Source organism: Moritella sp. PE36 (assembly GCF_000170855.1).
GTDB lineage: Bacteria > Pseudomonadota > Gammaproteobacteria > Enterobacterales > Moritellaceae > Moritella.
Map to the genome: position 1 here is coordinate 1 of NZ_ABCQ01000056.1, position 21866 is coordinate 21866.

A 21866-nucleotide genomic window follows, 5' to 3' on the forward strand; every position below is an offset into this window, starting at 1 on the left:
AAGACTAAGCCCTGCAGGGTTAAGATGAATACGAATGACATAATCAGGTAATAAAGGACCATTTCCAGAGTCTGGGTAGCTACTGCGTTCAATATTACTATCACTGCCATTAGGGCAACCCATAAGCAATAGACAACTTAAATATATGGCCAGATACCGCATGAGTACGCTCGACTGAAACAAATGAAAACGTGATATAGATCAAAGTTTAGATTACGAATATTAAATCAACCGCAAAAAACATCACCAGTTAGTAGACGACCGGTCTACTAACGCGTATCGTTCAGACATAGAAAACAGCTCAAACGCTTTTGGGTTCAATAACAAGACGATCGGTCACGAATACCATAACCGATTTAAAACCAAGGATTTTTCATGCCACAATCAAACTCAGTTAATCGCCGTATTACACTTGCTTCACGTCCCGTTGGCGCGCCTACATCAGCAAACTTCCGCCTTGAAGAAACAGTCATACCGACGCCTTCAGAAGGTGAATTATTATTACGTACAAATTACTTATCACTAGACCCTTACATGCGTGGTCGCATGAATGATGGCGCCTCTTATGCTGAACCCGTTGCTATCGATGGCACCATGGTAGGCGCGACTGTATGCCAAGTAGTGACTTCTTTACACCCTGATTATCAGGCTGGAGAGTGGGTGCTTGCGTATACAGGTTGGCAAGATTATGGCATTTCAGATGGTGAAGGTCTGATTAAATTGGGCGCAGAACCAACCAATCCTTCTTTTGCACTTGGGATCTTAGGTATGCCTGGTTTTACAGCTTATATGGGGCTACTCGATATCGGTCAACCTAAATCAGGCGACACGCTTGTTGTGGCGGCGGCAACAGGTCCTGTTGGGGCAACCGTTGGTCAGATTGGTAAGTTAAAAGGTTGCTATGTGGTTGGTATCGCTGGCGGCGCTGAAAAATGTAAATATGCGGTCGACGTATTAGGCTTTGATAAATGTATTGATCACAAAGCCAGTGATTTTGATGCACAGCTAAAAGCGGCGTGTCCAAAAGGTATTGATGTTTATTTTGAAAACGTAGGCGGCAAAGTATTTGATAGTGTGCTACCACAACTAAATACCGGCGCGCGCGTGCCTGTTTGTGGTTTAGTATCACAGTACAATGCAACGGAATTACCATCAGGCCCAGACCGTTTATCACTATTAATGGGCACGTTATTGGTGAAACGCATTAAGATGCAAGGTTTCATCATTTTTGATGATTATGCACACCGCTATAACGAGTTTTATGAACAGATGATGACGTGGTTACAAGCAGGTCAAATTAAATATCGCGAACATATGATTGATGGATTAGAAAGTGCACCAGCCGCATTCACCGGTATGCTACAAGGTGAAAATTTCGGTAAACTTGTCGTTAAAGTAGCAGAATAGGAGTCTAAAATGATTAAATTACACCATTTAAACAAATCCCGTTCAAAGCGTATAATTTGGTTATTAGAAGAACTGGGCGTTGATTATGAAGTCATTGCATACCAGCGCGATAGCCAAACCTTCTTAGCACCAGCTGAACTCAAAGCCATTCATCCACTGGGTAAATCACCTGTGATTGAAGATGATGGACTAGTCATTGCTGAATCAGGCGCGATCACAGAATATCTGATTAATAAGTATGCCGCAGACAAACTGGCGCCTAAGCCGTTGTCACCGGAATACGTGGAATATTCGCAGTGGATCCATTTCGCTGAAAGCTCGGCTATTTTACCATTATTATTAAAAATGTTTGTCGACAAAGACGGTTGTAAAACCAATTTCATGGCGGCTTATGCTGATACCGAAATTGCTAAAGTGATCAGCTATTTTGATGCTTCACTGGAAGGTAAAACCTACCTGGTTGCAGAGCAGTTAACCGGCGCTGATATTATGATGTCATTCATTGTTGAGATCTTGGCAAACAATAAAGTACTGGATAACTTTGCTAACCTGGCACGTTATAACAAGCAACTACACAGCCACGATGCGTTGTTAAAAGCAGTTGAAATAGAAGCTAAATACGACAATTAATATGATCTTTTAGCCCTAATAGATAACGGATCTATCAGGGCTATTTGTAAACATGCGCTAATTGCTCTAATTCTAGCTGTAATTTTTTGGTCAATTTACTCACCACTAACACATAAGATTGGCTCGCCAAATCTTCAACCATGTTCGCGGGTACATCTCCACCTAACTGAACCGTGATCCAATGCCTTTTATTCATGTGATAACCGGGGGTGATCGCAACAAACTCATCCACCAACACTTCAACATCATTTGGTTGTGCTTTTAAATTTACTCGGCAGCCTTTTTCATTTTCAGTGATTAAAGCAAACATCTTGCCCTTTATTTTGTAGACCAATACCTCTGGACCAAAAGGATAGCTTGTTTCAGCTCCCTTTAAGTTACCAAGATAACGCGCTAATTTCGCATCTTCCATTTTTATATCTCCAAATGACACTGCAACGCCCCTATATATAAACACAACTCAGCCTAACATCGGTGAAAAAATGACGAAAACGTCAAGTTCGCTTAAAATGTATTGTTATAACATAACATTAATCTTGCACATCACTATTGTTATGTTATAACATTCGACACCAATAAAGCTAAAGAATAATAATCAACCACAAAGAAATATAAAATGCAGCCAGATCCAACATCAAAAAATATATCTTTATTATTGAGTAGCGTATTTACACGCCTTTGTATCGCACTCGTCATCACAACCAGTCTTTGGTTAACACTGTTACAGTTTATCGGATAATTAATCATGATTAAAATTAATGATCTAAGTGTTTCTTATCAAGAAAACATAGCGCTTAGCCATATCTCGACAACGATAGACGATGGCGATCTCGTCGCGATTGTCGGTCCAAACGGTGCTGGTAAATCAACATTACTCAAAAGTATCATGCAACAAATGGCCGCCGTATCAGGCTCTATCGAACTTGGTCGCTTGAGTTTGAAAGACATTGCTTACTTACCCCAAAGCAGCCAAATAGATCGTAAATTTCCAATAACGGTGACTGAATTTGTTTCTGCTGGCGCTTGGCAACGTTGTAGTTTCTGGCGGCTATTTAGTCGTCACGAACAGCAATTATTGCAACAGGCATTAGCCAAAGTAGATTTAGAAAAGATGGCTGAACGTCAAATTAGTCAATTATCTGGAGGGCAATTTCAGCGCATGTTATTTGCGCGTATGCTATTACAAGATGCCGATATTCTGCTACTTGACGAGCCATTCGGTGGCATTGATGCACAAACGACTGAACTGTTAATGCGCGTTATTCAGGCGTGTCAGCAACAAGGTAAAACCGTTATCGCCGTGATCCACGATCTGGCATTGGTGCAACGATACTTTCCAACCACATTACTTGTTGCAACCAACTTAATTGCCTCAGGTAGAACATCGGATGTATTAACTCAGCAGTATTTACTGCAAGCGGGTTATCAGCATTTTGCTCACTGTGCGGTACATAACACCTTTAATAATCCTTTACATAACATTCCAGACCACAGCACGAACGAAAATTCGGTGATTTCTGTGTCCGCTAACATCGAGAGTCAAGCATCATGAGTGCACAGTTATACGAATTATTTATCGCCCCTTTTTCTGAGTTTGTATTTATGCAACGGGCATTATGGGGGATTATAGTGCTCAGTATTAGCGCGACACCTGTGGGCGTATTTTTAACGCTTAGACGCATGAGCCTAACGGGTGATGCAATGGCACATGCTATCTTACCCGGTGCTGCGATTGGTTTTCTTATCTCGGGCTTATCTGTCACCGCCATGACGATTGGCGGTATTGTCGCGGGTTGCGTGGTTGCTGTACTAGCAGGCATGGTAGCCCGACATTCAAATGCGGAAGAAGATTCAAGCTTAGCCGCCTTCTATCTACTGTCACTCGCTATCGGGGTATTAATCATTTCGTCCAATGGCAGCAATGTGGATTTATTACATGTGCTATTCGGTTCAACACTCGCACTCAATGATGAGGCTTTAATACTACTCACCGTTATCGCCACAATCTCTATTTTAGCACTCGCGATACTGTATCGTCCTTTAGTCATGGAATGTGTTGATCCCCACTTTTTCAAAACTATCAGCAAACTGAGTGCTGTTGCCCACTATGGATTTTTACTCCTCGTCGTCCTTAATTTAGTCGCTGGTTTTCATGCATTGGGCACCTTAATGGCCGTTGGTTTGATGGTCCTGCCCGCTGCGATTGCGCGCTTTTGGTCTAATCGTTTAGGTGGCATGTTAATAGTGGCTTTTATCTCTGCAGTGATCAGTGGCTACTTCGGCCTGTTTCTTTCTTATCATGCCAGCCTAGCAACCAGCCCAGCGATTGTATTAGTACTCGGCATACTTTATATCACCTCACTAATATTTGGCCGTCAAGGCGGATTACTGTTTAAAAATAACAGTTAAAAAATAACGCAACTTGTTAATACTTAGCCCTTATAAGGACAATGAAATGTTTAAAATTACGCTCACTTCATCCATGATAATTCTTGGTTTAACGACCAGTACTGCTGTCATGGCTGAACAAAAAATTGCTGTCATCAGTAGCTTCTCGATTCTTGGGGACCTTGTATCAGAGGTAGGTCAAGAGCATGTAACCGTGATGAATTTGGTTAAGATTGACGGCGATGCACACGTATTTAATCCGACACCTCAAGATGCTAAAGCAATATCAAAAGCACAGCTAGTTGTCACGAATGGATTACAATTTGAAGGCTGGATGCCACGTTTAATCGAAGCCGCTAACTACCAAGGCGTGCAAGTTGTTGCAGCTAACGGTATCGATGAGCTCAGCACAAAAGAAGGCCATAGCTGTGGACATGCGCATCATGACGACGAACATAAACATCACGACGATGAACATGCACATCACGACGACGAACATGCACATCACGACGACGAACATGCACATCACGACGATGAACATGAACATCACGACGACGAACATGCACATCACGACAACAAACATGAACATCACGAGGACGAACATGCACATCATGACCATGGCGATATAGATCCTCATGCTTGGCATAGCATAAAAAATGTAAAAGTTTACGTACACAATATCGCGAAAGGCTTGATTCAAGTAGACCCTGCGAATACAGATGACTATCAACAAAATGCGAAAGATTACATTCAAAAATTAGATAAGTTAGAGTTAAAACTAAACGCCCAGCTTGCACAGATACCAGCATCACAACGTAAAGTGATCACCCCACACGCTGCATTTGGTTACTTCGCGCGTGACTTTAATGTCACCTTCTTGGCACCACAAGGTACCAGCACAGGTTCAGAGGCAAGCGCAGCTGATGTAGCCGCGTTAATTAAACAAATTCGTCACGACAACGTAAATGCTGTATTTATGGAAAACATCGCCGATAATCGTCTAATTGAACAAATAAGCCGTGAAACAGGAGTTAAAATTGGCGGTAAATTGTATTCAGATGCGCTATCTGCTGCAGATGAACCCGCAGCAACATACTTGCAAATGATGCAATACAATGTCGATACGATCGTCAATGCGTTACACCAGTAAAATCTATATCTATACCTAAACTACCTCAAGATGCTATCTCTGATACTAATTTGGTATAGCCATAAAAAGCCCGAAACATAATATGTTCGGGCTTTTTTCTTATTACATTGAACAATTAAAACAGCGGAGACATACCTACAGGTCTCGATTCAAGTAATAACATTCCCAGTAATATTAATAACAAACCACCCATAATTGGCACAATAAACTTAGTTATATTTAGTCCATTTTTCGGCCCTTTATTACGCTTTCCAGTCGCTAAATAACGTCTTACAGCTTGCTTACCAGTAATGGTCATTATCGCAATCGTCGATGTGGTAAGCGCAGTACCTAACGCCATTACCACAGCACTGACAATACCAAGCCAATAAATATCAAGCATATTAGCAAATAACAACACCATAATAGCGCCCGTACAAGGACGAATACCAATGCTCAAAATAATAGCCAAATACTCTTTAAATGAAGAGGCATCGTTAATTTGTTCAGGTGCAACAACGTGTTGATGACCACAACCACAGCTATCATCATGGTGCTCATGGTTTCCTAGCACAGGTTTTAAACCAGCAGATATTAACCCTTCTTTATGGCGGCGAACCGCACGCCACATTAATACTAAGTTCCGCGACACGATCACCAAGCCTAATACGATCACAGTATAAAAGCTCAGCGGAATAAGTAACTCAGCCTGACTGTTGATTTCTCGCATCGACGAGTTAAATAATATTAATAATGCAGAAACAAGTGCCACAGCGACCAGAGCCTGCATGAGCGAAGATAATAAAGTTAAGATCAAACTGATTTTAACTTTGGCATCTTGCGTTGCAATATAGGTAGTCACGATCAACTTACCATGTCCGGGGCCAATCGAATGTAACATGCCATAAAGGAAGCTAAGTCCAATCAAGGATATACCCGCAGTTAAACTCTCGTGTTTAGCCGCATACAAAAGTTCGCTTAATTCATTATTAATCTGCTTTTGCCATTGCATACTGTTTACAATAATCGTTGGCCAAGCTTGCCAAATAAAATAGCCGGCAATAGCCAGTAAACCAAGAAAAATAACCAGGCTGTACTTAGCTAAAAAACCTGGTTTAACCCCATCCTCTGCGACGGAATTAGTATTTGATACTACATTTGTCATGACTTTATCCTTCATATCGATACATAACTAATAATTACAATGAATGGTGATCGATTGCGTGAATAACTCACCAATAGCATCATCTCTTTTTGCATCAACAGGTAATGACATTACGTAAGCAAGTTGCTCTGGTGAGGGTGTCGCTTCAATAAGTTCTATATTGCAGTATTGCGACAATGCCGATGATAGCTGAATGGCATTTTTTGCGGGCCAATTCATGTCGACATAGTAACTCGGATCATAAATAAGCAATTTAAGGACTTTGTCAGACAAAGCTAAGGGTTTTGCCAGTGGTAAATAAAACTGTAATGTCGCCTTTATTTTATCTTGTTCTAGGGTACCGTTTTCAGCCAACGCATATTTAACTGGCATGTCATCTTCATAAAAATAAGTCAGGTAATGATTGGTTGTCATATTCTGCATAATCGAACCAGCAAGATCCTGCAATGTCTGCGCTTTATTTTCAACAGACAAATCTTCACCATCTAACATATAAGCAGACGTCATGGCATCAAACTCCCATGTCATTAAAAATCCAGTTATGTGTTTTCCATCCCCTTGGATCTCAGTTTTCATATCTACCCAGGAGTGTGGGTGTGCATAACTGTTCACACTCATTAATACACCAATAAACATGATAGTCACTTGCAACAAGCGCCTTAGGTAACTTGGTTTTAATGCATATATAGGCATCATTTCAACTCTCAAACATACAATATTGGATAATCGATAAAGGTTTTGTTCACCAAAATACCCTTAACGACACATTTCATCGTATGTTATAACATAACAATATAATTATAAAGAATGATTAGACTAGATATAGCTAAATTAATGCATCTAACACCGTAAATGTTTGGAGTTTGTCCAAGTCAGGTAATGCTGCAAGTAGCTCTCTAATCTGGGAGATTCGTGCCATTGATTCGGCTTCAACATACACGATTAAATCGGTATCACCGCACAAAGTATGCGCGCGTGTTATGTCACTGATACCTTGTAAATACGGTGCAATAACCTTGGCATCAAATGGTCTAAAAGTGAGTTGAAAATAGACCGTCACTTTCGTCATATTCTTCCTACCAACATCGATGGTATAACGTTGAATAACCCCTGAGTCTTTTAACCGTTGGATCCGATCATTAACAGCTGTGCGCGATAAGCCAATATCCTCACCGATACTAGCAATTGAACGCCGTGAATTAGCAACGAGTGCATCAATAATAGCCTGATCAAACTTATCCATAAGTAGCTCTGCTTACATCTTAAAAAACAATCACTTTACACGGCTTAATCGCTTTAACCAAGTTAAACACACCGCAGATAAAATAACTTTAATAGCGATATTTTGTCATATAAAAGCGTTATTTTTCCCATTGTGCATAACACCTCACTTCATTACGCTATTCGTTCATCAACAAAAGGATTTAAGCCATGACACAATTAACCCCGCACCTGCGTTATTTACCGTATGCACAACAGCAAACATTATGGCTAGAAAATGTATCGATTAAGCAGTTAGCGTCCCAAGTAGCGACACCTTTTTACTGCTACTCTAAAGCCGCATTACTTAACAATATCCACGCTTGTAAAGCCGCATTTGAAGCAGAAAACATCCATATTCACTACGCCATGAAAGCGAATAGTAACCTGTCATTATTGCGCATTGTCGCTGAGCAAGGACTCGGTGTTGATATTGTTTCTATCGGCGAAATGCACCGAGCACTCAGTGCAGGGTTCGATGCCCAAGATATTGTTTTTTCAGGCGTGGGTAAAACTACCGCAGAGCTCACCGCCGCTGTGCTTGCTGGCGTCGGACAATTTAACCTTGAATCTAAAGAAGAATTAGCGGTATTAATCACAATCGCGAATAAGCACCAGCAGTTGCTCTCAGCGCTCATTCGCGTCAACCCTGAAGTCACTGTCGATACACATAAAAACATCACCACTGGCGCTAAAGGTAATAAATTTGGGGTTAACTTTGACGCTGTATTACCTATGTTAGAAACTGCCAAACACTCGCCTTTTATACAAATAAATGGACTAGCAATGCACATCGGCTCACAAATACATACAACAGCGCCCTACTTAGATGCTATTGCCAAAATACAGACATTAATAAGCGAGCTTAAGACACAAGGTTACCCCCTAACCGAGCTTGATCTCGGTGGTGGTTTTGGCGTTCAATATAAAGACCATCAAATGCTTACCAGCAATACAGGAGGATCAGGATCCGATTCTTTAGCATTTAGTGATTTTTCCCAAGCGATCAGATCAGCCCTCCCGCATTGGCAAGGACGAATTAGCATTGAACCTGGACGCTCATTAGTGGCAGATATCGGTGTAATGGTGAGTGAAATAACCTATATAAAAGAAAGCCAACCAACGTCGTTTGTGGTGCTAGATGCCGCAATGAATGATTTAATGCGTCCAGCGTTATATCAGGCAACACACGCCTTAATTCCTGTAAAGTCACCTTTTACATCACGGCTAACCGAATATGACGTAGTCGGCCCCATTTGTGAAAGCACAGATACATTTGCTAAGTCCGCGCAACTACCAAATGATTTAGCCGCTGGTGACTTGATGTGTTTCTTATATACGGGTGCTTATTGTGCGGTAATGAGTAACAGCTATAACAGCCGACCAATCGCAGCCGAAGTATTAGTAGACGATGATCAAGCGTACGTGATCAGACAGGCAATTACCCAAGAAAATTTAATAGCATTTGAACAACATACAGCATTAAAATTAATTTAGATTCATCCTGTTTATTTAAGCTGTCTATGCGTCAATGAGCGTTAACATTGGCGAACAAAGATAAACTGCACTATGTTTGGACTATCATGCTTATCTTACATTCATTATTAGAGGAGCATTAAAACGAGGGAGTTAATATGCGGGAACTAGTCAGATTCATTGACAATTTCATCCATGATGAACAAGGATTAACCGCCGTAGAGTATGCCCTCGCTGGTGCTTTAGTCGTGAGTAGTCTCGCTTCAGGTTTTATTGCATTAGGTTCGGGGGCAAGTAATAATATCACTGAATTAGCGTCGCTAATTGTAACGTCAGCTCCCGCAGAGAACGGTAACAATGGCAACAACGGTAATAATGGCAACAACTGTAACAACGGTAATAACGGCAACAACGGTAATAGTTGTATTTAATGATCTGTACGATGACCGCCCTTATTTTTCGTATTGACCAAATATCATCATAAAAACCACCGCTGATATTTAACTGTTTAAACTACCTATACCCAGCGCTCTAATGTAAATTCAAATTCCATGTTCTTCAGACCACTCTTTTAAGCGTTTTAAAATATCCAGTGCGGTACGGCCAAACTCGGTAATTTCATAGGTTACCGCAATCGGTCTATCACTGATCACTTCACGTATGACCAAACCTTGGCTTTCTAACTCTTTTAAGCGTTGATCAACCATCTTTTTGCTGGCACCACCTAACATGCGGGACAAATCATTGAAACGCACAGGGCCATCTTGCAGGTGCCAAAGTATTGATGCTTTCCATTTCCCCCCCAACATTCGCATTCCACGCTCAACAGAACAAGGCTCGTCACACGGATTTATAACTTTTTTATGACCATTAGCCATTGTTTCTACAGTTGTTTTCATTATTCACCACAAGGTTACTAAAAGTATACTGGTTGCTTTTACATCCCAGAGTAGCAAAATACACCTTAAACATACTAATTAAATTTTATCATGACTCAGGAATTAGCCACCATGCAAACATTAACCTCTTACGATGCCCATACACGTAAAGCCTTAGGGTCAGTGGCTATCACCACCGCCGAACACATACCTGCATTAATTAATGAATCGAATAAAGCACAAAAACAATGGGCGGCGCTATCATTAACCGAACGCCAGTCACTGGTAGTCAAAGCCTATCAACGACTAGAACCAGTACAAAACCAACTGGCGACGCTTATTAGTAAAGAGATGGGGAAAGACTACCGCCGTGCCACCTATGAAGCAGGGGGTACCATTCAAAGTGCCAGTTATTTTGCCGACGAAATTACCCAAGCTCTCACATCTGAGCGTCTTGTTCGTGGCACCGAGCTACAATATCGCCCACTGGGTATTGTCGCCGTTATCTCGCCTTGGAATTATCCATTAGCAATGGCGAATAACTTATTAATGCCAGCGTTGATTGCCGGTAATACTGTCATTTTAAAGCCCTCAGAAGAAACGCCATTAGTCGCAGACCTATTTGTTAATACCCTGAATCAAGTATTACCAAAAGGTGTGTTACAACTGGCTCACGGTGATAAACAAACTGGCCAAGCACTGGTTGCCAGCAATATTAATATGGTTGCGTTTACCGGTTCTATGGCAGCGGGTAAACATATTATGGCGAATGCTGCTCCTAAGTTAAAACGTCTGGTGATGGAGCTTGGCGGTAATGATCCGATGATCGTCATGGTCAGCGCCGATATCGATGCGGCCGTGCAATTTGCTGTTGCCAGCTCATTTGAGAACGCCGGACAGATGTGTACCTCAACCGAACGCGTTTATGTCGATGTCCGTATTGCCGCAGAATTTGAACGCAAGGTAGTAGCACTCGCCCGTCAATATCAGGTCGGAGCATGGGATAAACCGAACGTCAACATAGGTCCGATTGTCAATCCAAAACAACATGCAAATGTATTATCACAATTGCAAGATGCAACAGCCAAAGGCGCTAAGTTCTTACTCGGTAGTGATGATTATCCACAACCTTTCATTCAGCCAACCGTTGTCACTGGGATCACCCCTGATATGCGTTTAGAGCAAGATGAAACATTTGCTCCTGTCGTTGCCATCAGTCATTTTGAGCATATTGATGAGGCTATTTCTCGCGCAAACGACAGCCCTTATGGACTGGGTGCGGTCGTTTTTGGTGGCCAAGGCGCCAATGCAGTCGCACAGCAACTTGAAGCCGGCATGGTAGGCGTAAATCAAGGTGTCGGCGGTGGTAATGCGCCTTGGGTAGGAGCAAAACAAAGTGGCTTTGGTTTCCACGGTTCTGCCGCTGGTCATCGACAGTTTTCCCAAATACGCGTTATCAGTAAATAACACCCAGCTCGTTTAAAAAAGTAACAAAGGATAGATTGAATGAATACTAAATCCACAACGGCTGAATCCGTGAATATTGCATCCAAACGTATTAACTCAGACAATACTGACTTTTTCGTTGCGGCTTATGAACCAGGCGCAGAGCATCCAGCACTACCGACTTGGGCTAACAGCAAAGCAAATTTAGCTGCGCTATCAACGGTCAGCACCAACAAGATCACAAAAAGAAATGTAGCAGGAGTACCCGGCGCTTTCCAGTTGCTTAATGTATTTTCGAAAGAGGAATGCCAACGCCTTATTGACGTTAGTGAGTCGATGGGCTACTTACCCGATGCCGCGGTGTCATTACCCCGTGATGTTCGCCATAACGACAGCCTAACGTGGGTCGTCGATGAACAAACTGACAGTATCATTTGGGCACGGATTAAACATTTAATGGCTGATGACCAAGGTATATTTGATAATAAAGCAGCCTTAGGCATTAACGCCCGTTTTCGCTTTTACCGTTATAATAAAGGCGACTACTTTAAGCCCCATTCAGATGGTTCTTGGCCGGGCAGTCGAGTGATTAATAATCAATTAATTGCAGATGCCTATGGCGATCGTTTTAGCCAACTGACATTTTTAATCTTACTCACTGAAGATTTTGACGGTGGCGCTACCCGCTTCTTAGTCAATGCCAATGATCCGAGTCGACCTGCACGCCGTGGCGATCAGGTTGCAGAAGTGGATATACGCACGCCTGCCGGCAGTATCCTTTGCTTCCCTCATGGCATGCACCCTTTGCACTGTATCCACAGCTCAGAGCCTATTTACAACGGCGTAAAATACATTATCCGTACAGATGTGTTATTTGAGCTGTAGTGGGATAAGGTCAAGGGTAATAGATTTAAATTTGAAAACTAATCTCACTCCTGTATGGTGAAGCACAATAAACTGCCAATTCACATTGTATTAGTAGACAATGTGAATAACACCAACTCGTACGATATCAGGGAATAATTATGAAAATCATCAGCCAAAAAATGCGTAAATTATTATTGGTTATCGCCTTACCAGTATTAGCCTCGGGCTGTGCAGGCAATATCGAAACATTGAATGCCGACACTGAATTTGGTCCAGCGCCACAAGCTTACCAACAAACCATTAAGGATTATTTTGCTCAAGAGTTAAATAACCCAGAATTGGCTGAGTATGTAATTAGTGAACCAATGAAATTTTATCGTTCACAACCATCTATTACTGGTATTGGTGGTGGTATTAAATGGCACGCTTGGGTAGCAGAAGTAGGTATCCCAGGTAAAGCGATATACAAATATCTATCTGGTAGTAACAACGATCTTACTCATTACTATGTTCGTTTTGAAGGTAATGAGATTGACACTGTTTATGATGGTAAAGGTTATACTTCATTAAAAAATGAAACAGGCTTTACCGTGGGTGAATATGCAAGCATCGACAACATCACAGTGACAGCAAAAACAGCCAAAGTTATAAGCGATGAAAAAGCCGAAGAAGAAGCAGTGTTAATTAAAAGTTTTGAATCTATTCGAGCTTTAAACACGCTATATAAAGAAGGCATTATTACCGAAGAAGAATATAGCCTGAAGAAAAAAGCAATCTTAAAGATCTAATCATTCTTAAAATGACAGTCGTTAATTAATAAAACGCCAAAGCATCATATTCGATACTTTGGCGTTTTTAGCTTTAACGACTCTTCGTCAAACACATCAATAAATCTTATAAAGCTAACTCATACTAGCCGCACCATCCATACGAATCACATCTGTAGGGGCTGAAATATAACCTTGATAACCAGAGGTACGTAATGACTGGATCTGCTCTAATTGTTGCTGATTTTCAATCGCAGTCATGATCACCTCAATATTAAGTCCTTTGGCGATATTAACTAACGCGCGACATAACTCATTATTCTGTTGGTTATTACTGTAAAAGGCCAACGATTGATCCAGTTTCACATAATGCGGTTTTAACTGCTGTAAATAACTTAACGAGCCCATTTGTCGACCACAATGGTCAATACCAAGCTGCGCACCGCCGGCACGGATCAATTCTGCCAGCTGTATACATTCGGCTAAATTATTATTTGCAGCCATCTCTGGGATCTCAAAATAAATCTGTTCGGCAAATTGCGTTTTCTGTAAAAATGCCGCAAGCCAAGTATGAAATTCAGGATCCTGTAAGCTATCATGAGTCAGATTCACCGCCACAGGTTCGTTATTTATATTCAAAAGACCCTGTTTAACAACTGATTCCAATAAGCATCGGTCGAGCTGACTACCCAGTGACAGTAATTCGACATACGGCATAAATTGACCCGCCCGCACTTGTTTACCATCAATATTTAATCGGCAATATAACTCACGCTGTAATACCTCATTAGTCTCACAATCCAACACCGACTGCCACTGAAATACAAACTGGTTTTGATTAATGGCGGTGACTAGACGATCACGCCACTGCTCACGGTTAAACTCTTGTAGATGCTGGCTATCAAACCAACTGCTGGCTTTATTGGACGTCGCCGCATGCTGCAAGGCATTATCAGCCTGTGATAATAAATCGCTGGCTTGCATATCACCGTCGCGCTCTGTCACGCCAATGGCAAAACCACGGTTTGGTACACAACCTGCTTTTGACATCTCTTGATTAATTAAGCGGATCAATGCTTGTAAATACAAATTGATGTCCTGACGCTCACCCTTAGTGATCAATAAAGCAAACTCAGTATTAGCGATACGAGCAATCACACTTTCAGCTATCGATGGTAACTGCTCTTGCATCCGCAGAGCCAAGACCCGAATGGTTTCATCGCGAACTTGATAACCGTATTTACTGTGTATCTCCTCCAGCCAATCCATCTTCACCAATAACAGACCACCATAACCGGGATCGGTTAACCAGCTATTCATCTGTCCAGTGAGGTACTGACGATTGGGTAAATTAGACACACCATCAATCAGATTATCACGACGTAAACTATCTACTTCGTTATCTAACGTATTAAAGACTTGCTTAAGTTGACCAGACATCGAGTTGATCGCCTCAACAACTGTCTTCAATTCAGCCGTTTTTGGTAAGTCCATATCAGGGTTAAATACCCTCTGTGCGATCTCACTGGCATGAATGGCGATCTCGTTCAACGGTGTTAATAATGTCTTCAACCTAAAATGTAATACTAAAATAGACAGTAAAAACAATACCGAAATCACTAATAAAGTATTATTCATTACCCGCCACAACTCTTGATAACCTAAGCCGGGATGTGCTTCGATCTTCAAATTAGCCAGCTGTAACCAGCCAGATGTGATAACAGTTTCACTGCTTTGGCTAGTAAACAAATCCAAGTCAATAAACCATTGCGGCACACCCTCTACCACGATCGGATTTTCCCACTCTTGGACCTGTTTGTTAGCTAACCAAGTCAAACTTACTTTACGATAAAAGCCACCTTCAAAGATCACGTTGACTAAGGTTTCTGCTGCAACCATATCACCGGTCTGTAGATGTGGTTTAAGCATCAAACTTAACGAAGTACTGGCATTATTCAGCTCTGACTCCATTTGATTGGCCATAAAATTACGCGTTTCAGTAAACTGAAAATAGGCCAAACTTGTCATCACCAACACAAAAAGGCCAAATAACAACGAGTAGATCTGTTTAAACAAGGTCATTCATATTACTCCAAACTCAGCTTTGCTTGTTTTAAATTTGACAAGCCCATACGCTGATTTAAATTACTCCAACGTTTTAAACGTTGTGATTTACCAGCCAAAACCCCTTGGCCTTTTTCTTTATTTAGCCATAACTGTTTACCGTTAAAACTATATACCGGCAGCAAGTCATTGCGTTGATCTGCAGGTTTTATCTCACCGTCAATATTATCCAAAATCAATGGTACCGCCCCAGGGGTTGGATAATAAGCAACCACCATATGATATTGATTGAGCGTTAATGATTTCACCATAGTGATCCGCATTTTTTCATCGGCAATACCGAGCTCTAATAAGCTAAAGTACTTCGCGATGGCAAAGTCTTCACAGTCTCCACCGTTTACCCCGATAAACTCGATCGGTGTCGCCCAATAGTTTTCAACACCCCACAGTTTACTGTCATCAATAAACTGTAATTGGTTAAAAAAACTATTTATCTTAGCCAGTTTATCTGCGGTAGAGGCATCTCCCGAATTCGCCATAATCGCCAACCAAGCACGGCCTCGCAATGCCGCTCGTTGACCATAATTATCACTAAGCGCCGCGATAATTTTTTGATCATTCAGTTTCGGTACCGATTTAGCAGGTAACCCAAAAACCAGTAATAACATCAGCATCACTGGTAGTTTAACGAACCGGGTAAAGCCCATCTTACGAATAATAATATAGAGCACTGCGACGTCTAACGCGTTTAATCAACACTGTAAATCGTCCATTTCATATCTTTAACTAGATTGTCACCACTTAATTCCGCAACAATACGTCGGTTACGTTGATGTGCATAACTATTATTACCTTCATCAAGCAAGCGCTCAAAGCCATAACCTATCGCAGATACACGTGAGGTTGAGATACCAAATTTATTAATCAACAGGTCCATCACCGCTTGTGCTCGGCGTTGGGATAGATCCATGTTTAACGCCGCACTGCCTTGTCGACTAGAGTGCCCTTCAATGACAACATCTAAATCGGGATAATGCTGCATAAAATTAGATAGGGCTTTAATGTCCGCAAAATATCGCGGTGAGATCACCGCAGAATTATTACTAAAATTAACTTTTAATTCCTGTCTCACTTTATTCACCGTATCACCACCACAGCCGCTATTATTAACTTGTGAACCAAGCACCGAATTTAAACACTGTTCACGATAAGCAATCACCCCATCGGCGTCATCATCACTTAAGTCGTTCTCTTGTGCCATTTGTTTAGGCATCACGGTTGTTTCTGTTGGCGTCGATGGCGCTGCCGCTTTGGCTTGTATTTCTGCGATAGTTTCACAACCTAATAGCAGAAAGCTCATCAAAAAAATGCTTAATAATTTCATTATTGAACGCCTCCTACGTATTTATGCTCACCTTGCCAAACAGCAGGTCGCGTCACTCTTAGCGAATCCAATAATTGGCCAGTGGCGTTTAATAATCGATACTGAGTAACAATTTCATTAAACTCAGCATCAACGAATTCTTTACGCGCTTCAAATAACTCATTTTCGGTATCGAGTAGATCCAGTAAACTACGTTGACCGAGTTTAAACTGTTGCTCATAAGCCGCTTGTGAGTCTTTCGAGGCAATAACGTGCTCTTTAATATACTGCATCTGCAATCCCAGTAACTCATGAGCATTCCAGGCTAAGCTAAAACCTTCGGTTATTTGACGATGTACACTGCGATTAATCTCACTTGCTTCAGTGATCTTATATGCCGTTTCTTTCGCTAACGCTTTATCTTTACCACCAGAATACAAGTTGTAAGAAAAACGTACCATCGCCGTCACATCATTATTATGACCGCCAACACCATTACCATCGACACCATCAAGATCATTATTAAAATTGGCGTCCACTTCGAATGTCACTTTCGGATAGAAATTAGACTTGGCCGCATCATGTTGATAACGCGCCGCGGTGATATCATTATTCGATGATTTAACCACAGGATGGTTAATAAGCGCATCACGTAATCCGGCTTGTCGGTCTATCGGTAACAACTCCACATCAGGAATAGGAATAACCAAACTATCCGGTTGCTGATCCGTCACCCTGATAAATTGTGCTTCACTGTCTAAATAATTATTTTTTGCTGAAATGACATTCGACTGTGCACGCGCCAAACGGCCAGTAATTTGTGATAAATCGGCAATACTACCAAGGCCCGAGTTTGTGCGTTCTTGGATCTGCCCAAAAATAGTTTTATGGGTCGATAAGTTACGCTCAGATAACTCTAGAATACGTTGGCTCTTCAGTAAGTTGGTGTACACTTTAGTGACATCTAACGCGACATCTTCAGCTGTGCCGAATAAACGCCACTGTTCGGCGCTGGTAGCATAACTGGTACGGCTAATATCACTGCTGGTTTGAAAACCACTAAATAAACTTTGTTTAAGACTAACGCCAAACTCACCACGATTTAGATCCTTAGAGTCGTCACCATTACCCCGTGTCCCTGGGCTATTGGTATATTCATAACCATAACCACCGGTCATATTAATACTGGGAAAATAACCTGCTTCAGCTTGTTGCACTTGTTCTTCACGTACTTTGAATTTAGTAAAAGCAATGCGGATATCAGGATGGCTACTTAAAGTCATCGCTACTGCCTCCTCCACAGACTGTGCATTAACAGCTGTAGACCACCCAATCGCAGAACACATAAGTGCAGGGTAAAGTAACCCTTTAATGAATAATTTCTGCTGACAGAAAGAGTCGTGGATTGGCATTTGTTTTTCCTTGTTATATACATTCATGTGCAATTTAAAGTTCCCTGAGTGCCATCGCTTTGGCTCGCAACACTGGATTTAATATGTATTCAAGTACAGTTCGTTTACCGATCATGACATCAACAGACGTCATCATTCCGGGAATAATAGGCATGTCATGGTTGCCCTGAATATCTGAAATATCGGTTCGAACCCGAATAATATAAAAACTATTACCGTCTTCATCTTGCGTCGTATCGGCACTGATGTGCTCAACCACGCCTTTTAAACCACCATAGCGAGTGAAATCATAAGCGGTGATTTTAACGACTGCTGTTAACCCCAAGTGGATAAAGGCAATGTCCTTCGGTTTTATCTTGGCTTCAATTAATAATTTATCTTCTGTCGGCACTATCTCTAGCAATGCTTGACCAGGCTGTATGACACCACCTAATGTATTAATATGTAGCGTTTTAATGGTGCCGACTACCGGTGATACTATCAGGGCTTTGTTAACCTTATCTTCAGCCCCGACTTTAGCTTCCGTGATTCGAGAAAATTTACTTTGTAATTCGTTGAGCTGTGCACGCGCATCGGCACGATAGTTAAGTACCGCTTCACGACGCTTTAATACCGCTTCAGCCATCACTGATTGTAACTTTGGTACCATTAAACGAATCGAATTTAACTCACCTTTAATGCTATTGACGCTACGCTCTAATTTAAGCAATTCTACTTCTGATATAATGTATTTCTTCGCTAACGGCCGAGTTAACGCTAGCTCTCGCGAGGCCAGTTTATAGCTGACTTCTAGGGTTTTAATTTTTGATTTAAGCTCTTTTGTTTCTTCAACTCGCTGCTGGATCTGTTGACCTTGGATCGCAACCAGATTGGTTAAACTGTCTAATCGAGCACGGTATTCATCTTGCTGACGCGTCACTAAATAAGGTAAGTTTTGCTGTAGATCATCAGGGAAAGTAAGTGCCGTTTTGGTGATCTTGATTTGTAGCTGCCAATTCGGTACGTCAGCAACCAGAATACTGCTTAATTCACTGCGCAAACGAATAATATCAGCCCTTAAGCTATCTACTTCCTGACGTTGCTGCGCTAAATCGGCTCGAAAACGGGTATCGTCAATACGTGCTAACGGTTGATTCTTGGTTACTAATGCGCCTTCTTGTACATATAACTCCTGTAAAATACCGCCATCTAAACTCTGAATAATTTGTATTTGAGAAGAAGGAACTACCTTGCCCATACCGGTTGCGACCCGATCTAATTTGGCAAAATAAGCCCAGACAATAAAGCTGAGCACAAAGGCGGCCAACGCCCATATGGTTAACCGGTGAATACGGGGACTTTGCGTTAACAGCGCACCATAAACATCATCCGCCATCTCTAGATCTTGTTTGCTTATTTTCATTGCGTCGCTCCAGGGACCAAAGCGCCACTTTTCAGTTTTTTGAGGATCACATCTTTTGGACCATCCGCGACTAATCGCCCTTTATCCAATACAATTATCCGGTCAACCAACTGTAATAAGTGCATTTTATGCGTAATTAATAATAGCGTACGATCTTTGGCAATGACTTGCATTGAGTTAATAAATTGTTTTTCCGCGCGCGCATCAAGACTTGCGGTCGGTTCATCTAATAATAAAATCTGCGGATCATTTAAGATCGCCCGCGCTAAAGCGATAGATTGACGTTGGCCGCGAGATAAGGCTTTACCACCCTCGCCGACTTGTTGATCGAGACCTTGCGAATCAAGATCGGTAAACATGTTTACCCCTGAAAACTGCACGGCTCTGATCAATTGATATTCGGTTACTTGCTTAGCGCCAAACAAAATATTTTCTTTAATGGTACCGTGGAATAACGTGATATCTTGCGGTAAATAACCGAAGTTACGACGCAGATCACTGGGGTGGATCTGCCGTTGATTCATACCATCAAACTGTAAACTGCCCGTGGTTGGTTGATATAAACCAAGCAATACTTTAGCTAAGGTACTTTTACCCGAACCATTGCGACCAATAATCGCGACTCTTTCACCCGGTTGGATATGCAAAGACAAAGGATATAAACTTGGTTTATCCACGTCAGGATAGCTAAAACCCAGTTGTTCTAACGTGATCTTACCTTCAAGCTTACTGCGACTAACAAGGTGGGCTTTATCTTCAAACTCATCAGTTTGTTCCATGATCGCATCGAGCTGACGCATAGCGCTGATGGTTTGATTAGAACGCGTCATTAACGAGGCTATTTTCGCCATTGGGGAAATAGCGCGACTGGATAACATCACAGCAGCTATAATTGCGCCCATTGATATCTCGTTTTCAGCGACTCTATACACCCCTAATACAACAACACCAATGACAGAGACTTGCACAATCAAACTAGCGACATTAGCAACAGAGTTAGTGAGCACTTTCGCCTTTAGCTGCCAAGTTGATATATGCCCTAACATTTGTTGCCAACTCTGTTGTACCACACCTTCAGCGCCGTTGGCTTTGATCAGTTCAAGCACAGATAGACTTTCGACTAAATGGCCATGACGTAAACTCGAGAATTTATTCCCTTCTTCTATGGCGTGACGTAAACGCGGTTGTATCAACAAGGTATAACCAATAATCAGTAAGGTGGCGATCACCGAGAACATAGCCAAATCACCAGCGACTAACCAAATAATGACCATAAACAAGATGGCGAAGGGTAAATCAACTAATGCAGTAATTGTCGCGGAGGATAAAAACTCACGCACACTGTCAAACTCACTGAGTTGTTTGGCCATACCACCAACACTCGATGCACGTTTTTCTAATGGCATACCAATGACTTTGGCAAACAGTTTAGCGGAGGTTTCTAAATCAATTTTCTTGCCGGCGACATCGATAAGGTAACCACGCAGTTGCTTCATGATAAAGTCAAAGATATAAGCGATGATGGCACCAATCGCTAATACCCAAAGTGATTCAAACGCTAAGTTAGGCACCACTTTATCGTACACATTCATCACAAATAATGGCGATACTAAAGCAAATAAATTGACTAATACCGAGGCGATAATAACATCACGATAGATAGAACTCGACGACTTCACCGTTTGCCATAACCAATGCTTTTTGGTGTCGTGCAGATGCACATCAAATTCACGATCACCGTGATATTGCTGCTTGACTAAAAACAGATAACCCACATAAATGGCTTCTAATTCAGCAATCGTCAATAATGCCTCACCACCGGTTTCCGGCATGGAAATAACGGCTTTATCAGCATCAAAGTCTAGCTCTTGTAATACACAGGCTTGTTGGTCTTTTAACAGTAAAATACACGGCAATAACATCCGTGGTAATTCATTCAGCCCTTTTTGACTTAATTTCGCACTTAATCCGGCTCGGGATGCCGCTTGAGGCACCAATTCTGGTAACAAATTTGCCCCCGAAATCGATAAACCAGCCGTCAACGCATCGCCCGAACACGGATTACCAAAGTGTTCAGTCAATAGTATTAAACAATCCAGCAGTGGATCCTCAATCATGCGCTGAGAAGGATGGATATTCCACTGTGGTGTTGACGTTGCATTCGTTGCTGGCTGCACTGCGATTAATTCCTTAATATTTAACTAAAACAGTA

Annotated in this window: 21 protein-coding genes; 10 read left to right on the forward strand and 11 right to left on the reverse strand. The window is 41.7% G+C overall.

The window, feature by feature from the left end; genetic code table 11:
• Positions 1-375: 375 nt before the first annotated feature.
• Together PE36_RS20050 and PE36_RS20055 are read left to right on the forward strand one after the other, a co-directional pair.
• Complete coding sequence (locus PE36_RS20050) at positions 376-1407, forward strand: NADP-dependent oxidoreductase (RefSeq protein ID WP_006033916.1); 1032 nt, start codon at positions 376-378, stop codon at positions 1405-1407.
• Between the two features lie 9 nt (positions 1408-1416).
• The gene (locus PE36_RS20055) at positions 1417-2037 is read left to right on the forward strand and encodes a glutathione S-transferase family protein (RefSeq protein ID WP_006033917.1); all 621 of its coding nucleotides are present in this window, start codon (positions 1417-1419) and stop codon (positions 2035-2037) included.
• 40 nt (positions 2038-2077) lie between these two features.
• On the opposite strand, the gene PE36_RS20060 is transcribed toward PE36_RS20055, so the two are convergent.
• Positions 2078-2449, reverse strand: coding sequence for an MmcQ/YjbR family DNA-binding protein (locus PE36_RS20060; RefSeq protein WP_006033918.1), 372 nt, complete (start codon positions 2447-2449; stop codon positions 2078-2080).
• 333 nt (positions 2450-2782) lie between these two features.
• Here PE36_RS20060 and PE36_RS20065 point away from each other — a divergent pair, with 333 nt between their 5' ends.
• The 3 genes from PE36_RS20065 to PE36_RS20075 are packed head-to-tail and all read left to right on the forward strand — an operon-like array spanning position 2783 to position 5575.
• Complete coding sequence (locus PE36_RS20065) at positions 2783-3589, forward strand: metal ABC transporter ATP-binding protein (RefSeq protein ID WP_006033920.1); 807 nt, start codon at positions 2783-2785, stop codon at positions 3587-3589.
• Positions 3586-4446, forward strand: coding sequence for a metal ABC transporter permease (locus PE36_RS20070; RefSeq protein ID WP_006033921.1), 861 nt, complete (start codon positions 3586-3588; stop codon positions 4444-4446). Before PE36_RS20065 ends, PE36_RS20070 begins: the two co-directional genes overlap by 4 nt.
• Before the next feature lie 46 nt (positions 4447-4492).
• Positions 4493-5575: a metal ABC transporter solute-binding protein, Zn/Mn family gene (locus PE36_RS20075; protein WP_043994900.1), complete on the forward strand. Its 1083-nt coding sequence runs from the start codon at positions 4493-4495 to the stop codon at positions 5573-5575.
• Positions 5576-5690: 115 nt separating this feature from the next.
• Here the strand turns inward: PE36_RS20075 and PE36_RS20080 are convergent, their stop codons facing one another.
• The 3 genes from PE36_RS20080 to PE36_RS20090 form a co-directional block, all read right to left on the reverse strand.
• Positions 5691-6719 carry a nickel/cobalt transporter gene (locus PE36_RS20080; RefSeq protein WP_043994901.1) on the reverse strand — a complete coding sequence of 343 codons (1029 nt, stop codon included), beginning with the start codon at positions 6717-6719 and terminating at the stop codon, positions 5691-5693.
• Positions 6720-6746: 27 nt separating this feature from the next.
• On the reverse strand, positions 6747-7415 hold the full coding sequence (locus PE36_RS20085; protein WP_006033924.1) for a DUF1007 family protein: 669 nt from the start codon (positions 7413-7415) through the stop codon (positions 6747-6749).
• A gap of 130 nt (positions 7416-7545) precedes the next feature.
• Positions 7546-7962, reverse strand: coding sequence for an Lrp/AsnC family transcriptional regulator (locus PE36_RS20090; protein WP_006033925.1), 417 nt, complete (start codon positions 7960-7962; stop codon positions 7546-7548).
• A gap of 188 nt (positions 7963-8150) precedes the next feature.
• Between PE36_RS20090 and lysA the strand changes: the two genes are divergently transcribed.
• Both lysA and PE36_RS20100 read left to right on the forward strand, forming a co-directional pair.
• A complete protein-coding gene (lysA, locus tag PE36_RS20095) occupies positions 8151-9476 on the forward strand; it encodes a diaminopimelate decarboxylase (RefSeq protein WP_006033926.1) in 1326 nt (441 codons plus the stop codon).
• Between the two features lie 137 nt (positions 9477-9613).
• Positions 9614-9886: a Flp family type IVb pilin gene (locus tag PE36_RS20100; RefSeq protein ID WP_006033927.1), complete on the forward strand. Its 273-nt coding sequence runs from the start codon at positions 9614-9616 to the stop codon at positions 9884-9886.
• Between the two features lie 111 nt (positions 9887-9997).
• Here PE36_RS20100 and PE36_RS20105 read toward each other — a convergent pair whose 3' ends face one another.
• Positions 9998-10354, reverse strand: coding sequence for a helix-turn-helix domain-containing protein (locus tag PE36_RS20105; RefSeq protein WP_006033928.1), 357 nt, complete (start codon positions 10352-10354; stop codon positions 9998-10000).
• Positions 10355-10465: 111 nt separating this feature from the next.
• On the opposite strand from PE36_RS20105, the gene PE36_RS20110 reads away from it, so the two are divergent.
• From PE36_RS20110 to PE36_RS20120, 3 genes are all read left to right on the forward strand, one after another.
• Positions 10466-11800 (forward strand): aldehyde dehydrogenase, encoded by a 1335-nt coding sequence (locus PE36_RS20110; RefSeq protein WP_043994902.1) that lies wholly within the window; start codon positions 10466-10468, stop codon positions 11798-11800.
• A gap of 39 nt (positions 11801-11839) precedes the next feature.
• Entirely contained in the window at positions 11840-12664 is an 825-nt protein-coding gene (locus PE36_RS20115) for a 2OG-Fe(II) oxygenase (protein WP_006033930.1), read from the forward strand.
• A 140-nt stretch (positions 12665-12804) separates the two neighbouring features.
• Positions 12805-13434, forward strand: a complete 630-nt coding sequence (locus PE36_RS20120) for an SHOCT domain-containing protein (RefSeq protein WP_006033931.1) — start codon at positions 12805-12807, stop codon at positions 13432-13434.
• A gap of 114 nt (positions 13435-13548) precedes the next feature.
• On the opposite strand, the gene PE36_RS20125 is transcribed toward PE36_RS20120, so the two are convergent.
• Genes PE36_RS20125 through PE36_RS20150 form a run of 6 tightly spaced genes read right to left on the reverse strand, consistent with a single transcriptional unit; the run spans position 13549 to position 21837 of the window.
• Positions 13549-15495: an EAL domain-containing protein gene (locus tag PE36_RS20125; protein ID WP_006033932.1), complete on the reverse strand. Its 1947-nt coding sequence runs from the start codon at positions 15493-15495 to the stop codon at positions 13549-13551.
• Between the two features lie 5 nt (positions 15496-15500).
• Entirely contained in the window at positions 15501-16184 is a 684-nt protein-coding gene (locus PE36_RS20130) for a transglutaminase-like cysteine peptidase (protein WP_006033933.1), read from the reverse strand.
• Between the two features lie 41 nt (positions 16185-16225).
• Positions 16226-16861: an OmpA family protein gene (locus tag PE36_RS20135; protein WP_006033934.1), complete on the reverse strand. Its 636-nt coding sequence runs from the start codon at positions 16859-16861 to the stop codon at positions 16226-16228.
• Positions 16861-18252, reverse strand: a complete 1392-nt coding sequence (locus tag PE36_RS20140; protein WP_043994903.1) for a TolC family outer membrane protein — start codon at positions 18250-18252, stop codon at positions 16861-16863. Before PE36_RS20140 ends, PE36_RS20135 begins: the two co-directional genes overlap by 1 nt.
• Before the next feature lie 34 nt (positions 18253-18286).
• Complete coding sequence (locus tag PE36_RS20145) at positions 18287-19654, reverse strand: HlyD family type I secretion periplasmic adaptor subunit (protein ID WP_006033936.1); 1368 nt, start codon at positions 19652-19654, stop codon at positions 18287-18289.
• Positions 19651-21837, reverse strand: a complete 2187-nt coding sequence (locus PE36_RS20150) for a type I secretion system permease/ATPase (protein ID WP_043994904.1) — start codon at positions 21835-21837, stop codon at positions 19651-19653. The genes PE36_RS20145 and PE36_RS20150 overlap by 4 nt, the downstream gene beginning before the upstream one ends.
• Positions 21838-21866: the final 29 nt, after the last annotated feature.

Excerpts from the sequence above, each read along its gene's own strand:
- PE36_RS20050 (WP_006033916.1), top strand. The coding sequence starts at position 376 with ATGCCACAATCAAACTCAGTTAATCGCCGTATTACACTTGCTTCACGT.
- PE36_RS20055 (WP_006033917.1), top strand. The coding sequence starts at position 1,417 with ATGATTAAATTACACCATTTAAACAAATCCCGTTCAAAGCGTATAATT.
- PE36_RS20060 (WP_006033918.1), bottom strand. The coding sequence starts at position 2,449 with ATGGAAGATGCGAAATTAGCGCGTTATCTTGGTAACTTAAAGGGAGCT.
- PE36_RS20065 (WP_006033920.1), top strand. The coding sequence starts at position 2,783 with ATGATTAAAATTAATGATCTAAGTGTTTCTTATCAAGAAAACATAGCG.
- PE36_RS20070 (WP_006033921.1), top strand. The coding sequence starts at position 3,586 with ATGAGTGCACAGTTATACGAATTATTTATCGCCCCTTTTTCTGAGTTT.
- PE36_RS20075 (WP_043994900.1), top strand. The coding sequence starts at position 4,493 with ATGTTTAAAATTACGCTCACTTCATCCATGATAATTCTTGGTTTAACG.
- PE36_RS20080 (WP_043994901.1), bottom strand. The coding sequence starts at position 6,719 with ATGACAAATGTAGTATCAAATACTAATTCCGTCGCAGAGGATGGGGTT.
- PE36_RS20085 (WP_006033924.1), bottom strand. The coding sequence starts at position 7,415 with ATGATGCCTATATATGCATTAAAACCAAGTTACCTAAGGCGCTTGTTG.
- PE36_RS20090 (WP_006033925.1), bottom strand. The coding sequence starts at position 7,962 with ATGGATAAGTTTGATCAGGCTATTATTGATGCACTCGTTGCTAATTCA.
- lysA (WP_006033926.1), top strand. The coding sequence starts at position 8,151 with ATGACACAATTAACCCCGCACCTGCGTTATTTACCGTATGCACAACAG.
- PE36_RS20100 (WP_006033927.1), top strand. The coding sequence starts at position 9,614 with ATGCGGGAACTAGTCAGATTCATTGACAATTTCATCCATGATGAACAA.
- PE36_RS20105 (WP_006033928.1), bottom strand. The coding sequence starts at position 10,354 with ATGAAAACAACTGTAGAAACAATGGCTAATGGTCATAAAAAAGTTATA.
- PE36_RS20110 (WP_043994902.1), top strand. The coding sequence starts at position 10,466 with ATGCAAACATTAACCTCTTACGATGCCCATACACGTAAAGCCTTAGGG.
- PE36_RS20115 (WP_006033930.1), top strand. The coding sequence starts at position 11,840 with ATGAATACTAAATCCACAACGGCTGAATCCGTGAATATTGCATCCAAA.
- PE36_RS20120 (WP_006033931.1), top strand. The coding sequence starts at position 12,805 with ATGAAAATCATCAGCCAAAAAATGCGTAAATTATTATTGGTTATCGCC.
- PE36_RS20125 (WP_006033932.1), bottom strand. The coding sequence starts at position 15,495 with ATGACCTTGTTTAAACAGATCTACTCGTTGTTATTTGGCCTTTTTGTG.
- PE36_RS20130 (WP_006033933.1), bottom strand. The coding sequence starts at position 16,184 with ATGGGCTTTACCCGGTTCGTTAAACTACCAGTGATGCTGATGTTATTA.
- PE36_RS20135 (WP_006033934.1), bottom strand. The coding sequence starts at position 16,861 with ATGAAATTATTAAGCATTTTTTTGATGAGCTTTCTGCTATTAGGTTGT.
- PE36_RS20140 (WP_043994903.1), bottom strand. The coding sequence starts at position 18,252 with ATGCCAATCCACGACTCTTTCTGTCAGCAGAAATTATTCATTAAAGGG.
- PE36_RS20145 (WP_006033936.1), bottom strand. The coding sequence starts at position 19,654 with ATGAAAATAAGCAAACAAGATCTAGAGATGGCGGATGATGTTTATGGT.